Genomic DNA, 16,843 nt, shown 5'->3' on the forward strand with positions numbered 1-16,843 from the left:
CTTCTGCGGTGCTCACGACATGATCTCCTCGGGGACGTCACTGGTTTCCGGCTCGGATTCCGACGCTGCCGGGGAGCCGGTGATGGACAGGAAGACATCGTCGAGGCTGGGCCGGTGCACCCGGGCATCGACAACATTCACCTCTGCGTCATCGAGCCGGCGCAGGGCTTGGACCATGGTCCGGGAACCGTCACCGACCACCACCGACACCTCGTCGACACCCGCCTCGTGGGCGGGTTCGCCGATTCCGATTTCGGCGAGAACCCGCAGTGCGGGCGCCGGATCCTGGCCGGGACTCAGCGCGACGGTGAGCCGGTCCCCGCCGATCGAGGATTTGAGTTCGTCCGCCGAACCGCGGGCGATGACCCGGCCCTTGTCGAGCACGGTGATCTGGTCGGCCAGCCGGTCGGCCTCCTCGAGATACTGGGTGGTCAGCAGGACCGTGGTGCCGTCACGGACGAGTTCGCCGATAACCCGCCACATATCGTTGCGGGCCCGCGGATCCAGGCCGGTGGTCGGTTCGTCCAGAACCACCACCGGTGGGCGGGCGACCAGGGCACCGGCCAGATCCAGTCGCCGGGTCATCCCGCCGGAATAGGTTCCGGCCCGGCGGTCCGCGGCATCCTCGAGCCCGAATTCCCCGAGCAGTTCCCGGGCCCGCGAGGCCGCGCGCTCGCGCGACATACCGTAGAGTCGCGCGACCATCCGCAGGTTCTCGTAGCCGGTGAGGTTGGCGTCCACCGCCGCGTACTGACCGGACAATCCGATGAGTTTGCGGGCCGCCGCCGGATCGTGCAGGACGTCGACATTCGCGACCCGGACGGATCCGGCGTTCGGCCGCAGCAGGGTGGTGACGATCCGGACAGCGGTGGTCTTACCCGCGCCGTTGGGACCGAGCAGCCCCAGCACCGTGCCTTCGGGGATTTCGATATCGACCTCGTCCAAAACGCGGACGCGGCCGTAGTACTTCACCAGACCGGTGATCTGTACCGCGGGCTTCACTGAGCGTTCTCCTTCGTTTCGATACCGGGCTGCGGTGCCGTGGCCGCCCCGCGCAGGTGTTCCCGGAGCACGGGTCCGAGCACCGCCAGGGATTCCGGGGTCGTCATCTCCGCGTGCGTGCACGCCAGTTCCCGGGCGTGCACGGCACCGGTGACGAAGCCCCGCCAGGCCTCCGGGCGGCGATCGGGGGAGGCAAGGTTCACCGGGTCGGTGCCGGCGGCGAAGAACAGCAGATCGCCGTCGAACACACCGGGCCGGAAACCATTGGCCTGGACGGTGCCGTCGGCGTAGCCGGCGTACAGCCGTTCCAGATGGTCCACCGTGAGTGCCGCGAACGGGCCGGGACGCGACCGCAACAGTTCGGCGGCCTCGGCCAGGGTCGGTTCCGCTCCGTCGGCGACGAGATCGCCGCCGAATTCGCCGAGGATCTCGGCGACGCCGGGCACGGCGTCGGTGGCCAGTTCATCGGAGAGCCGGTAGCTGTCCAGCATGGTGAGCAGCGCGACCTCCTCGCCGGCCGCCTGCAGTCGGACGGCGATGTCGTGCGCGATCAGTCCGCCCAGCGACCAGCCGAGCAGCTGGTACGGCCCGTGCGGTTGCACGGTCCGGATGTGGGCGATGTAGTGCTCGGCCGCTTCGCCGATCGAACCGAATCCCGGTTCGCCGCTCGCCTGTGGTGACTGCAGCCCGTAAACCGGCTGATCGGCGGGCAGTTCGGCGAGCAGGCCGGCGTAGCACCAGGACAACCCGATCGCCGGATGCACACAGAACAGCGGGGGCCGGCCGGTCCCGGTGCCCGGGCGCAACGGCAGCAGGGGAGCCAGCGCCAACCGCATGGCATCGGCGGCGGAGCCGTCGCCGAGCCGGGCGGCCAGCGCGGCCGGGGTGGATTCACCGAACAGCAGTTGCATCGGCAGGTCGTACCCGGCCTCCCGGGCCCGGCCGACCACCTTCGTGGCGAGCAGTGAATTACCGCCCAGTTCGAAGAAGCCGTCTCCGGCGCCCACCCGGTCGACCCCGAGCACCTCCGCGAAAATATCGCACAACGCGGCCTCTACCGGATTGGCGGGCGCCCGGTAGGCCTCGGCGGCGGTGAACACCGGTTCGGGCAGGGCGGACCGGTCGAGTTTGCCGACCGGAGTGAGCGGCAGCCGGTCGATCAGCATGATCGACTGCGGAACCATGTAATTGGGCACCAGTTCGGACACATGCGCGGTGAGTTCGGCGGCGGTGGTGACCCCCGCCGCTGCCTTCACATACGACACCAGCGCGGTCGCGCCCGCGGCCGTCCGATGTCCCGCGGTATGAGAGAACTCGACCGCGGGGTGCCGGCTCAACGCCGCGTCGATCTCGCCCAGTTCGATCCGGAAACCGCGGATCTTCACCTGATGGTCGGTCCGGCCGACGTATTCGATATCGCCGGGACCGCCGTCGCGCGCCGTGCGGATCCGCACCAGATCCCCGGTGCGGTACATCCGCTCCCCCGGTTTCCCGAAGGGATCGGCCACGAAGCGCTGGGCGGTGAGCCCGGGCCGGTCGTGGTACCCGCGGGCGAGCGCCCCGCCGGCCAGGTACAACTCGCCGGTGACCCCGAGCGGCGCCGGGCGCAGCCGGGCGTCGAGCACCATGGCCGCGACACCGCGGATCGGTTCACCGATCGGGATCGGACCACCGGGTACCAGGGGCGGCGACATAACGGTCACGATGGTGGTTTCGGTGGGTCCGTAGACGTTGTGCAGATTGCGGCCCGGCGCCCAGCGCGCCACGACTTCGGCCGGCAGGGCCTCGCCACCGACCAGTACATGCTGGAAATCGGTGACACCTTCCGGGTCCACCGTCGCCAGGGCGGCCGTGGTGATGAAGGCGTGGGTGATCCGTTCCGCGATCAGCACCCGGGCCAGATCCGCACCACCGACCACACCCGACGGGGCGAGCACCAGGGTGGCCGCGCCACCGAGCGCGAACAGCAACTCCAGCATCGCGGCATCGAAACTGGGGGTCGCGAAGTGCAGGATGCGACTGCCCGGCCGGACATCGAAGCGGTGGGCCGTCTCCGCCGCGAAATTGGACAGCCCGCGATGGGTGACCACCACACCCTTGGGAGTTCCGGTGGAACCGGAGGTGTAGATGACGTAGGCCGGGTTGTCCATCCGCAACGGGGTGATCCGGTCCGCGTCGGTGAGCGCGGCGCTGGATGCCCGCAGCACCTGTTCGCGAACCTCGTCGTCGTCGAGGGCCAGCCAGTGCGCCCCTTCGGGCAACTGCTCCCGGTACTCGGCCAGCGTGAGACCCAGGGCCGCGCCGGAATCCGAGAGCATATGGGTGATGCGCGCAGCCGGATAGCCCGGATCCACCGGGACGAACGCGGCGCCGGTCTTGGTCACCGCCAGGACCGTGGCCACCGATTCGACGGTACGCGGAATACCCAGCGCCACCAGCGTTTCCGGCCCCACGCCGTAGCCCACAAGCACCCGGGCCAGCCGGTTGCTCCAGCGGTCGAGCGCGTCGTAGGTGACCTCCACGCCCGCCCCGGCGAGCGCGACCGCCTGCCGGTCGACGTGCACCGCGGCGGCGAAGACCTCGGCCAGGGTGCACGGCTGGTCCGGATCGGCTCGACGCAGCGGCGCCAGCGCCGACCATTCGGCAGGCTCGAGCAGCTCCAGATCACCGATGACCACGGCGGGGTCGGCGGCGATCGCGCCGAGCAGCCGGACCAGGCGGCGGCCGAGCCGGGCCGCGGTCGGTTCGTCGAAGAGATCTCCGCTGTAATTCACCGCCACGCCGATACCGTCGGGCGACCGGTCGGCGCCGCGGCATTCGGTGAGGGTGAACTGGAGATCGAATTTCGCGATACCGGCGTCGATATCCATCGCCTCGATACTCAGGCCCGGGAGTTCCAGGGCGCGTACCGGTTCGTCGCGTACCGACAGCATCACCTGGAACAGCGGGTGGTGCGCCTGGGAACGAACAGGGTTGAGCACTTCGACCAATCGCTCGAACGGCAGGTCCGCGTGCCCGAACGCGTCGAGATCGGTATCGCGCACGGTGTCGAGCAGATCGGTGAACCGGTCGTTGTGGGCAACCGAGGTTCGCAGGACCAGCGTATTGACGAACATGCCGATCATCCGGTCGAGTTCGGGCCGCCCCCGGCCGGCAACCGGGGTGCCGACGGCGATATCGCCGACGCCGGTCATCCGGTGCAGCAGCACCGCCAGCGCGGCGTGCAACACCATGAACAGGCTCACATTGTGGCGTCCGGCGAGTTCGCGCAGTTCCCGGTGCACCCCTGCGTCGACTCGCTCCTCGACGGTGCCGCCGCGGTAGGACGGTACCGGCGGCCGCGGGCGGTCGGCGGGGACGGCGAGCAGTTCGGGCAGTCCCTCCAGCCTGGTGCGCCAGTAGTCGAGCTGCCGGCGGATCGGGGAGCCGGGATCGTCCTCGTCGCCGAGCAGTTCCCGTTGCCACAGGGTGTAGTCGACATACTGGAGTTGCTCAGGGTCGGTGTCGGGCCGGGCGCCGAGCCGGATCGCCCGGTAGGCCGTCGCCACATCGGCGGCCAGCGGTTCCAGCGACCAGCCGTCCATCGCGATGTGGTGCACCACCAGCACCAGGATGTGATCGTCCGGCGCCACCACGAAAAGCGCTGCCCGCAGCGGTATTTCGGTGGCCAGGTCGAATCCGGGGGTGATGAACCGTTCGATCGCCGCTCCGTGGCCCGCGTCGCCGGCCACCGGTGCGTGCAGGGTGACCGCGGCGTCGGCCGCGTCGAGCACCCGCTGTACCGGCTCGCCGCCGACCTCCGGGAACACCGTCCGCAGTGTCTCGTGCTGTTCCTGTACCCGGTGCAGCGCACCGCGCAGCGCCGCGTGATCGAGCGGACCGCGCAACCGCAGCACCACCGGAATGTTGTACGCGCCGCCCGAGGTGTCCGAACCGCCGAACCGGTTGAGGAACCACAGCCGCTGCTGGGCCGGGGACAGCGGAATCCGCTCGGGTCGCTCCCGGCGCACCAGGGCGGCCCCGGTGCCGGCGGATTCCCCGTCGAGACGGGCCGCGAGTTCGGCGACCGTCGGGGCGGCGAACACCGTCCGTACCGGCAGTCGTACTCCGGTGGCCGCGTCCAGGCGACCCACCAACTGGGTGGCCAGCAGCGAGTTGCCACCGATATCGAAGAAACTCTCGTCGGCATCGGTGATCGTCACGCCCACCAACTCGCCCATGATCGCGGCGACCCGGCGTTCGGTCTCCGAACCGAGCACGCGTCCGGATGCGGTGGCGGGCAGGACCCGGGGTTCGGGCAGCGCGGCGGTATCCAGTTTGCCCACCGGCGTGAGCGGGATCTCGTCGAGCAGCGTGAACGCGGCCGGGATCATATGCCGGGGCAGGCGACTGCTCAGATGGTCGCGCAGTTCCTCGGGTTCGGGGCATATCGTGGGATCGGCCGGGTGGATGAAGGCGACCAGCCGGTCCGAATCGCCGAGCCGGCGCACCTCGACATGGGCGAAGTGCACCGCCGGATGCGCGGTGAGCGCGCCGGCGATTTCCCCGAGCTCGATGCGGAAGCCGCGCATCTTCACCTGGTTGTCGCTGCGGCCCAGATAGCGCAACCCGCCGTCGCGGGTCCAGCGCGCGACATCGCCACTGCGGTAGAGCCGGGCCCCGGGCGGTCCGTAGGGGTCGGCGACGAACCGCGCCGCGGTGAGCCCGAACCGGTCGTGATAGCCCCGCGCCAGGCCCGGACCACCCAGGTACAGCTCACCGGGTACCCCCACGGGCACGGGCCGCAGGCGTTCGTCGAGCACCACGGCCCGAGTCCCGCGGACCAGATCGCGTAGGTCGCCCGGGTTGCCGGCGGTCAGCGGCGTCACCGAGATCACGATGGTGGTTTCGGTGGGTCCGTAACCGTTGAACAGGCGGCGGCCGGGCGCCCAGCGCGCCACCAGCTCCGGCCCGGCGTGTTCACCGCCGACCATCAGACCCCGCAGCGCCGGCAGCGGCCAGCGCTCGTGGTCGATGGTGGCGAGCGCCGCCGGGGTGATGAAGGTGTGGGTGACCCCGGTGCGGGTCATGAATTCACCGAGTTCGTCACCGCCGTACACATCCGGCGGCACGATGACCATGGCGGCACCGGATCCGATGGCGAGCAGCAGGTCCAGGATCGCCGCGTCGAAACTCGGCGACGCGAAGTGCATGGTGCGCGCGGCGGGGTTCACCGCCAGCCGGTCCCGGAACTCGTCGGCGAGATCGGCGACCGCGCCGTGGGTCACGATGACACCCTTCGGCTTACCGGTGGAGCCGGAGGTGTAGATGAGGTAGGCCGCATCGCTGATCCGCACCGGGCGCAGCCGGTCGCTATCGGAGACCGGGCCCGCGGCCTCACCACCGATCTCACTACGGCCCGCGGGGGAATCCAGCAGCAGCCAGTCGATCTCGCTGCCGCCCGCCGCGCGCAGCCGTTCGGCGTACCCGCTGCGGGTGATCCCGACCGAGCAGCCGGAATCGGCGAGCATATGCGCGACACGCTCGGCCGGATAGTTCGGATCCACCGGGACGAAGGCGGCTCCGGCTTTGGCGACAGCGAGCATGGTCGTCATCGAATCCGCGGATCGGGTGAGCCCGAGAGCGACCTTGTCGCCGGTGCCGAGTCCGCGCCGGATCAACGCGCGGGCCAGGCGGTTGGCGCGACGGTCGAGGTCGGCGTAGGTGAGTACCGTCTCGTCCTCGTACAGCGCCGGGCGCGGTCCGTGAGCGAGTACGGTGGCACCGAACAGAGCGCCCAGGGTGCGCGGGATCCCCGGAGCGGGGCCGCGGGCCGGGCACAGGGTGTCACGTTCGGCATCGGTGCGGGTGTCGATATCGCCCACCGGTACGGTCGGCCGGGCGCCGATCGCGGCGAGCACCCGCAGGAAGCGGTCCGCGAGCGCCTCGACGGTGGTCGCGTCGAACAGTTCGTCGGCATAGACGAATTCGAGGTCACCGCCGGTGAGATCGTCGGCGCGCAACTCCAGATCGAACTTCGCGCGCGCGATATCGAGCGGGGCCGCCCGCACCGCCAGCCCGGGCAGTGCCAGGTCGGGCACCGGGGTGTCCTGCACGGTGAGCGCGACCTGGAACAGCGGGTGGCGCGCGGTGGCACGCGGATCGTGCCCGAGCGCGGCCACCACCTGTTCGAAGGGAATATCGGCGTGCGCGAGCGCGGCGAGTTCGGTATCCCGGTCCTCCCGCAGGAGGTCGGTGAACGGGCGCGCCGGATCGACCAGGGAGCGCAGCACGAGCGTATTGACGAACATCCCGACCAGATCGGCGAGCCGGCTGTCCGTGCGTCCGGCGACCGGGGTACCGATGGCGATATCGCGGCCACCGGTGACCGCCCGCAGCAGTACCGCGAGCGCCGAACGCAGCAGCATGAACGGGCTCACGCCCTCGGCGTGGGCCAGATCCACCAGGGCGGTGCGCACCGGCTCCGGAATACTGCGGCGGACCGAGGCGGACGTCTGCTCGGGTTCGGTGGGGCGGGGCCGGTCGTAGGGCAGGGGTAGTTCATCGGGCAGACCCACCAGCCGGTCCCGCCAGTAGCCGAGCTGGCGCGCGGCGAGGCTGTCCGGGTCGGCCTCGCTACCGAGGTGCTCACGCTGCCAGAGACCGAAATCGGCGTACTGCACCGGCAGCGGTGCCCACTGTGGCGCGGCACCGGCGCGGCGGGCCTGGTAGGCCAGCGCCAGATCCCGGATCAGCGGCCCCATCGACCAGCCGTCGGCGGCGATGTGGTGGAGCACCACGCCGAGCCGGTAGCGATCCGGCCCGGTGCGCAGCAGGGTCACCCGCAACGGAGTCCCCACGGTGAGGTCGAATCCTGTGGTGGCCGTTTCCCGGAGCGCCGCTTCGGCCCCGGCGTCCTCGGTCTCCTGTGGTTCCAGGGTGGGCAGCGCCCAGGCGGCGGGCAGAATACGCTGCTGGGCGCCGTCACCGTCGGCGGGGAAGACGGTACGCAGGACCTCGTGCCGTTCGACGATATCGCCGAGCGCCGCTCGCAACGCGGGTACGTCCAGCGCGCCGTCGATATCGAGAACGAACGCGATGTTGTAGGCGCTGGATTCGGGCGCGAACCGGTTGAGGAACCACAGCCGCTGCTGCGGCAACGACAACGGCAGCCGCGCGGGCCGCGGATCGTAGGCGGCCAGCGGGATCCGGGCGGTGGCCGGAGTCCGCAGCAACTGTTCGGTCAGCGCCGCGACGGTCGGAGCCTCGAACACCGTACGGACCGGCAGGTCCACCCCGAACCGGTCGTAGAGCTCGCCGACCAGCCGAGTCGCCAGCAGCGAGTTGCCGCCCAGGTCGAAGAACGGGTCCTCGGCACCGGTCACCGGACAACCCAGCACCTCCGAGAAGACCTCGGCGACCCGGCGTTCGGCCTCGGTGGCGGGCGCGCGGGAGGTGGAGCCGGTGCTCAGGAACACTGGTTCGGGCAGCGCCTTACGGTCCAGCTTGCCCGACGGCGCCTTCGGGAACTCCGGCAGCACGGTGATGGCGTCGGGGACCATGTACGCGGGCAATTGACCGCGTACGGCCGCCCGGACCACGGCGGGATCCAGTGTGCTGTCGGCGACCAGATAGGCCGCCAGCCGCTGCCGGGCGTGCGCGTCGGTGTGTACCACCGTCAGTGCCGACCGCACCCCGGGATGGCCGCGCAGTACGTGGTCGATCTCCGATAGTTCGATCCGGAAGCCACGCAGTTTGACCTGATCGTCGGCGCGGCCGAGGAACCGCAGCCGCCCGGTCCGGTCGGCCACCACCAGATCACCGGTGCGGTACATCCGTTCGCCGCGCCGGCCGTACGGGCCGGCCACGAAACGGGAGGCGGTCAGGCCGTGCCGGCCCAGATAGCCGCGAGCCACCCCGGGGCCCGATACGTACAGTTCACCCGGGGTACCGGGCGGTACCGGACGCAATCGGGAATCCAGCAGGAACAACCGCATACCGCGCACCGGGTGGCCCAGCGGCACCGGACGGCCGGGCCGCATCGGGCCGGACATGGTGGCGGCCACCGTCGCCTCCGACGGGCCGTACATATTGTGCATGCGGTACCGGTCGGCCCAGGCCGCCACCAGTTCGGGACTGCACGCCTCACCACCGACCATGACACTGTGCAGCTGATCCAACCCGGACGGATCGACCGTGGCCAGGGCCGCAGGGGTGACGAACGCGTGTGTAACGGCTTCGGCCCGCAACAGTTCGGCGAGTTCGGCACCGCCGTAGATATCCGGCGGCGCGATCACCACGGTGGCCCCGCAGACGAACCCGAGCATCAGTTCGAGCACCGAGGCGTCGAAACTCGGCGAGGAGAAGTGCAGGGTGCGCGCGGCCGGGGTGACGCCGAACAGATAGCACTGTTCGGCGGCGAAGGAGGACAGTCCGGCGTGGGTGACGACGACGGCCTTCGGCGTGCCGGTGGAGCCCGAGGTGTAGATCAGGTAGGCCGGATGCGCGGCGCGCAGCGGCGCGATCCGGTCGGCATCGGTGATCGGCGCCGCGGACACGGCGGCACAGTCGATGTCGATACCCGGCGAGCCGAGGATCAGCCACGATTCCACGGCACCGGGCACCTCCGCCAGCGCCGCGACCTGCTCCCGGCCGGTGACCCCGAGCCGGGCGCCGGAATCGGTGAGCATATGGGTGATCCGGTCCGCCGGATAGCCCGGGTCGACCGGGACATAGGCGGCACCGGTCTTGGCGACCGCCCAGACCGCGGTGATCGCGTCCAAACCGCGCGGCAGCGCCAGCGCGACCACGGTTTCGGGTCCGGCCCCCTGCTCGATCAGCAGCCGGGCCAGCCGGTTCGCGCGTTCGTCCAGCTCCCGGTAGGTGGTGTCCCGGCCGCGGTACCGAACCGCGACCCCGTACGGGTCCTTGACCGCCGACCGGCCGAAGAGGTCGGCCAGCAGCACCGGCGATTCGGCGGGTCCACCCGCCAGTGGAACGAGATTGCCGCGCTCGCGCCGCTCCAGCACCTCGATATCGCCGACCGGCCGCCGGGGGTTGCCGACCGCCGCGTCCAGCACGGCGACGAACCTGCGCGCGATCGCGGCGACGGTCCGCTCGTCGAACAGATCGGTGGCGTAGCCGATCTCGGCATGCAGTTCACCACCGGCGTTGTCGTCATGGATCTCGAGCTGGAGGTCGAATTTCGCGATGGCCCCGTCCAGCGGCAGGATCTCGGTCCGCACCCCCGGCAGCGCCAGTTCGATTTCACCGGCGTTGTCGTAGGACAGCATCACCTGGAACAGCGGATGACGCGCCCCGGAGCGTTCCGGGTTCACCACCTCGACCAGCCGCTCGAACGGAACGTCGGCGTTGGCGAAGGCGTTCAGATCGGTTTCCCGGACGATATCGAGCATCCGCTCGAAATCGGCGCCGGGATCGACCTCCGTGCGCAGCACCAGGGTGTTGACGAACATCCCTACCAGTTCGTCCAAGGCAGGGTCGGTGCGGCCCGCGATGGGGGTGCCGATCACGATATCGGTGCTACCGCAGATACGGGCCAGCAGCGTGGCCAGCGCGGCGTGCACCACCATGAACATGCTCGCCCCGCGCGCGGCGGCCAGTTCCGCGGCCGCGCGGCGGGTGCCGGCCGGGATGGTGAACGAGACCTGCCCGCCTCCGGTGGAGCGGCGGGCGGGACGCGGACGGTCCAGCGGGAGGTCGAGCTGATCGGGCAGTCCGGCCAGTTCGGCCCGCCAGTGGGTGATCTGCCGGCTCAGCGCACTGCCCGGATCGGATTCCTCGCCGAGCAGCTCCCGCTGCCACAGCGCGAAATCCGCGTACTGCACCGGGAGCGGAGTCCACCGCGGCGCCTGGCCGGCGACCCGTGCCTCGGCCGCGGTGGTCAGATCCCGGACCAGCGGCGCGACCGACCAGCCGTCCCCGCAGATATGGTGTAGCACCAGTACGAGGACATGGCTGTCGTCGTCGAGGGAGTACAGGGCGACCCGGACCGGGAACTCGGTGCGCAGATCGAACGGCCGGGAGACGAATTCCGCGGCCAGACCCGTGATCCGGGCGCTGTCGGCCTCGATCACGTCGAGGGCGAGCCCGGCGTCGGCGGCCGGATGGATCTGCTGGTAGGGGCCCTCGCCGGACTCGGGGAAGGTGGTCCGCAGGCTTTCGTGCCGCTCCAGCACGTCGAGCAGCGCGGCCTGCAACGCCTCGATATCCAGGATGCCGTCCAGCCGGACGGCGAGCGGCATATTGTAGGCGGCGGCGTGCTCGGCGAAACGGTTCAGGATCCAGAGCCGCTGCTGGGCCGGGGAGAGCGGGATCCGGTCGGGCCGGGCCATCGGGACCAGCTGTGGTGAGGCGAGGTCCGGTTCGTGTACAGAGAACCGATCGGTCAGTTCGGCGATGGTGCCCGCCTCGAACAGATCACGGATGGTCAGCGCGGTACCGAGCGCGGTATTGATCCGCGCGACCGCGCGGGCGGCCACCAGCGAGTTGCCGCCGAGTTCGAAGAATCCGTCCTCGATTCCGACCTCGGGCACACCCAGCAGTTCGGCGAATATCGTGGCCAGGACTTCTTCCACCTCGTTGCGCGGCGCGATCCGGGCACGCTGTTCGGTGGGTTCCGGGGCCGGTAACGCCGCCCGGTCGATCTTGCCGTTGCTGTTCAGCGGCAGTTCGTCGAGCACGGTGACCGTGGCGGGCACCATGTATCCGGGCAGCGAGCGGGCCAGTCCCGCACGGACCTCGTCCGGTTCGGGCACCGCCCCGCCGCGTGCCACCACATAGGCCGCGAGCCGATCGCCGGCGGGGCCGCGGTGCGCGACACAGACCGCGCGGGCGATCCGCTCGTCGGCCAGCAGTGCGGATTCGATCTCACCGAGTTCGATGCGCAACCCGCGGATCTTGACCTGGAAATCGGTGCGGCCCAGATACTCCAGCACCCCCCGGCGGCTCTCGGCGGACCCGAGCTGCCAGCGGGCCAGATCGCCGGTGCGGTACATCCGCGCGCCCGGGGTGAACGGATCGGCCACGAACCGCTCGGCGGTCAGCGGCGCCTGACCGGTATAGCCGCGCGCCAGCTGCACACCGGCCAGGTACAGCTCCCCCACCGCGCCCGGCGGGACCGGGCGCAGCGCCGCGTCGAGTACATAGGTGCGGGTGTTCCACACCGGCGAACCGATCGGGACCGATTCGGGGTCCGGCGAGCAGCGCCAGTAGGTCACGTCGACCGCGGCCTCGGTGGGCCCGTACAGGTTGTGCAGCTGCGGGCCCGGCAGCGCCGCGTGGAAATCACGCACGGTGGCCGGCGGCAGCGCCTCCCCGCTGCAGAAGACGCGGCGCAGTGACGCGCAGTCGCCGACTTCGGTATCGGTGACGAAGACCGAGAGCATCGAGGGCACGAAATGCACTGTGGTGATGCTCTTCTCGCGGATCACCCGCGCCAGGTAGGCCGGATCGCGGTGCCCGTCCGGACGCGCCACCACCAGCCGGGCCCCGGTCTGCAACGGCCAGAAGAACTCCCATACCGAGACATCGAAGGTCGCCGGGGTCTTCTGCAGCACGGCATCGGTGTGGTCGAGCGGGTATTGATGCTGCATCCAGCGGAGCCGGTTCACGATCGCCTCATGGGTGATGCCGACGCCCTTCGGGGCGCCGGTGGAACCGGAGGTGTACAGCACATAGGCCAGATGTTCGCCGCGCAGCGGTGAGATCCGGTCGGCGTCGGTGACGGGTGCGGGATCGTAACCGGAGAGATCGGCGGTATCGACCGCGAACAGTTCGGCATTGCCGGGCAGTTCGAGGCCGTCACGGATGGCGACCAACAGCGCGACCGGCCGGGCCCGGTCCACGATCCCCGCCAGCCGCGCGACCGGATGCTCCGGATCCAGTGGAAGATAGGCGGCACCGGTCTTGATCACGGCGTACATCGCGACCACCAGTTCGATACTGCGGCGCAGGCACAGCCCGACCACCTGTTCCGGGCCGGCACCCGCCGCGATCAACTGCCGGGCCAGGCGGTTGGCCCGGGCATCGAGTTCCCGGTAGGTCAGCGCCGCACCCTCGAACTCCACTGCCACGGCCTCCGGGCAGTGCCGCACCCGGTCGGCGAAAATACCGGCGAGCGTGCCGGTGTAGACCTCGGCGGCCGTATCGTTCCAGGTGTACAGCACCTGCCGCTGTTCGGCGTCGGTGAGCACGGGCAGATCCCGGACGGCGGTGTCGCCGCCGGTATTGAGGAAGCGGTCCAGGAAGCCCAGGAACCGGCGGTGGTGGGCGGTGACCTCGTCGTCGCTGTAGAGCAGCGGGTTGGCCTCGAAATCGAGATGGACCCGGCCACCGTCACCGTTGTACAGGTTGACCGAGAGGTCCTCGACCGGCCCGGTGGCCAGCACATGGACCGAGACCTCGCATTCGGCGAAGTGCAGTGGCTTGCTGAACAGCATGATGTTGATCATCGGGCCGAAGAAACCGCGGGTATCGCGGTCGTAACCGCAGTCACGGCGGATATCGTCGTGCCGGTAGCGCTGATGCCGGAGCGCTCCGGTGATCTGGCGTTCCACCACCCGGACGACATCTTCGACGGTGGTCTCGGCCTCGAAGCGGATCCGCAGCGGCACCACATTCGATACCACCCCGGCCGAGCGGCGCAGCGAAACGGTGGTGCGCGCGGAGACGGGCAGGCTCAGTACCACGTCGTTCTCTCCGGTCATGGACCGCACGTAGCAGGCCATGGCGGCGGCGTACAGAATCGAATCGGTCGCGTTGCGTTGCGTTGCCGACGCCGCGACGGACGCCTCGGTGGCCTCGCTCAGGACCGCGGTGGCGAGCCGGCGACCCGCGTCCGCAGTGGCCGGGGGGTTGGCCACGGTGGAGAGACTGACGACCTCCCCTGCGCCGTCGAGGATTTCGCTCCAGTAGGCGCGGTCGGTGGTGAACCGCTGCGTATTCCGGTACTCGCGCTCCCCCGCGTACAGTTCGGCCAGGGGGGTGGCGCGCGACACCGTGGGTTCCCGGGACTCGTAGTAGGCGGAGTAGATCTCCGCGGTGCGGACCAGGGCGTTCATCGCCGCATAGCCGTCGATGAGGATGTGGTGGACCCGGGAGTACCAGATGTAGTCGCGATCGCCGGTGCGCAGCACGGCATTGAACACCAGCGGGTCGTGGTCGAAGTCGACCGGAGTGCGCGCGTCCTTCTTCATCCAGGCCAGGGCCGCGGCATCCGGGTCCGGTTCGGACCGCAGATCCAGTCGCGCCCACCCGGGTCGCGTTGCCGGATCGACCACCTGGTGCGGTACTCCGTCTATCTGGACGATGCGCTGGAGGCCGACCTCGGTCTCCACCCCGAAACGCTCGATCGCGTACAGCAGCAGACCCGGATCGAGATCACCGTGGAACTTCACGTACTCGACGACGACGAGCGGGATCTCGGGCTGGATCCGCTGGGCGTACCACATCGCTGTCTGCGCGGGTGTGAGCGGAAACGGTTCGGCCGAAACTTCTGCCGACGAACTGCTATCGACCCCGGTGGCCGACGATCTCATCAATCACTCCGTTCTACAGCTCGACACTCCCCGAACAGCCCGCAACCGGCCTGTACCGGCCGTGGGGTGTGATTCACGACTGGTTATTCGGAACAGCGCAGTGAATGGATTGCAGTCGAAACCGAATGGTTACCTGGAGCCGGAACGGTAGCGGACCACGGTGTCCGATTTCCGGCACGCTGATGACGCAGAGACGTGGAAGATCGCTTGACTTCTCGTCCGGCGGGCCGGACGCTGCCTAGATACTACGCACAAAGAGCCGACATGCTTACCCCTCGCAATCGAAAAATAAACACGGTGCAAACCGGAAGAACCGCCGACAGCCCAGACGTTATCGCAGACTGGCCGGTGATGACGAAAATCCGGGTCGGCGGTCAGCCGGACACGGGCGCCGCGGGCCTCTCGGCCGGTCCGCGGGCGGCTCGCCGCCGGAGGATCGAGAGCACCACACCGGCCGCCGTCACGAATACGGCGACCAGCTCCGGCCAGGGCCCCAGCACTGTCGCCGGGGTGTGCGAATCACGCAGCGGCACCTCGGCGACCAGCGCTTCCGGCGTGAACAGCGCGCTCTGCTGCCGCACCGTCCCGTCCGCGGCGATGATCGCGCTGACCCCCGAGGTGGCGGCCACGACCAGCGAGCGCCCGTGTTCGACCGCCCGCACCCTGGACATCGCCAGTTGCTGGTAAGTCATTTCACTGTCGCCGAAAGTCGCATTGTTCGTGGGGACCGCCAGCAATTGCGCTCCCGAGCGCAACGAATCTCGGAAAGCCCGGTCGAAAGCGACCTCGTAACAGGTTGCCACCCCGATTTCCGTACCTGCGGCCCGAATTGTTCCGTCTCCGTGACCCGGAACGAAGTATCCCGCCTTGTCCGCATAGTCCGAAAAGAGCCGGAAGAATCCGCGCATCGGCAGGTATTCGCCGAAAGGCTGTACTATTTTTTTGTCGTGCCGGTCCCCCGGACCACTTTCCGCGGTCCACACCATGACCGAATTCGTCGTGGTGCCATCCCCGTTGACCAGTACCGCTCCCACCAGAATCGGTGCCGAGATCCGCCGGGCCGCCCCCGAGATGAGGGCGGACGCGTCGGGATTGCGTAACGGGTCGATATCGGAGGAGTTTTCGGGCCACACGACCACATCCGGGGCCGGAAACAGACCGCTCGCCACCTCATCGGCCAGTTGTTCGGTCCGGCGGACATGATTGTCGAGCACGGCCCGGCGCTGCGCATTGAAATCGAGGCCGAGCCGGGGCACGCTGCCCTGGATGGCGGCCACAGTGATCGTCCGGTCGCCGTCCAGCGGACCGGGCAGCGTCACCCGGAGTCCGAGCCCGGCCAGTGCCGACAGCAGACAGGTCGCCGCCGCCACGGCCGTTGCCATCCGCCCACCATTCCCGGCGAGGCCGTATCCCGGCGAATGCGAAGAGGCGGCCGCACCCCTGTCCTCTTCGTCGCTCGCGGCAACGCGCCCGGTACCGCTGCCCGCTGTCGCTATCGGGCCGGCGCTCATCGGCCCGCGGCGCCCACCCACCTCCCGGAGGACCCCCAGCACCACCGCGGCCCCGCAGGTACCGCTCAGTGCGACGGCGAAGCTCACCAGCGGCGCGCCACCGTAGGCCGCGAGCGGCAGAAACCAGCCGTCGGCCTGCCCGAAGGCCAGCCGACCCCAGGGGAATCCGCCGAACGGGAAACTCGACCGGCCCCATTCGGCGGCCGTCCAGGCCAGGGCGAGCCACAACGGCCATCCGGGCAGGCGGCCCAGTATCCGGCCCAGCACCCCGAACAGGCCCAAGTACACCGCGCACGCGGTGGACAGCGCGAGCCACGGCAGCGGACCCACATAGATCCCGGTCCACGGCAGGAGCGGAAGGAAGAAGCCCAGCCCGGCGAGGAAGCCGTAGCCGAAACCGACCCGCGGCCGGGGCCCGCTCCGCACGACCAGGGTCAGCAGCGCGATCCCGGCGGGGGCGAGGAACCACCACGGTCGCGGCGGGAAGCTACCGAACAGCAGGGCTCCGGCGGACACCGCGGCCACCGATCGCACCACCACCGGGTAGCGGGTGAGCCTCCCGGTCCACCGGACCGCCGGCCCGTCACCCTGATTCACTGCTGCATCCTGTTCCACTCGAGCCGAGATCACGCCTGATAGATGGGGACACCGTCGCGCACGGTGCGCAGGCAACGCGGCAGGTCGGCATCCGGGGTCAGCGAAGGCAGCCCGGGCACCCGGGAGCGGGGGTCGGTGGACCAGCGCTGGACTGTATCGGTGGGCGCGGCGACCACCAGCTCACCGGCCTCCCAT

3 protein-coding genes and 1 pseudogene are annotated in these 16,843 nt (G+C 69.8%); all 4 read right to left on the reverse strand.

Annotation, left to right across the window (positions count from 1 at the left end):
- Positions 1-12 precede the first annotated feature (12 nt).
- Positions 13-1,002, reverse strand: a complete 990-nt coding sequence (locus NGR01S_RS06000; RefSeq protein ID WP_063035159.1) for an ATP-binding cassette domain-containing protein — start codon at positions 1,000-1,002, stop codon at positions 13-15.
- Complete coding sequence (locus tag NGR01S_RS06005; protein WP_084480416.1) at positions 999-14,540, reverse strand: non-ribosomal peptide synthetase; 13,542 nt, start codon at positions 14,538-14,540, stop codon at positions 999-1,001. Before NGR01S_RS06005 ends, NGR01S_RS06000 begins: the two co-directional genes overlap by 4 nt.
- A gap of 374 nt (positions 14,541-14,914) precedes the next feature.
- Complete coding sequence (gene lnt, locus NGR01S_RS06010) at positions 14,915-16,648, reverse strand: apolipoprotein N-acyltransferase (protein WP_063035160.1); 1,734 nt, start codon at positions 16,646-16,648, stop codon at positions 14,915-14,917.
- A gap of 29 nt (positions 16,649-16,677) precedes the next feature.
- Positions 16,678-16,843 (reverse strand): annotated as a pseudogene (locus NGR01S_RS32315) (amidohydrolase); the annotation flags it as partial.

The organism is Nocardia grenadensis NBRC 108939 (assembly GCF_001613445.1).
GTDB lineage: Bacteria > Actinomycetota > Actinomycetes > Mycobacteriales > Mycobacteriaceae > Nocardia > Nocardia grenadensis.

What these genes read in the sequence shown, in the direction of transcription:
- NGR01S_RS06005 (WP_084480416.1), bottom strand. Translation starts at nt 14,540, where the DNA reads ATGAGATCGTCGGCCACCGGGGTCGATAGCAGTTCGTCGGCAGAAGTT.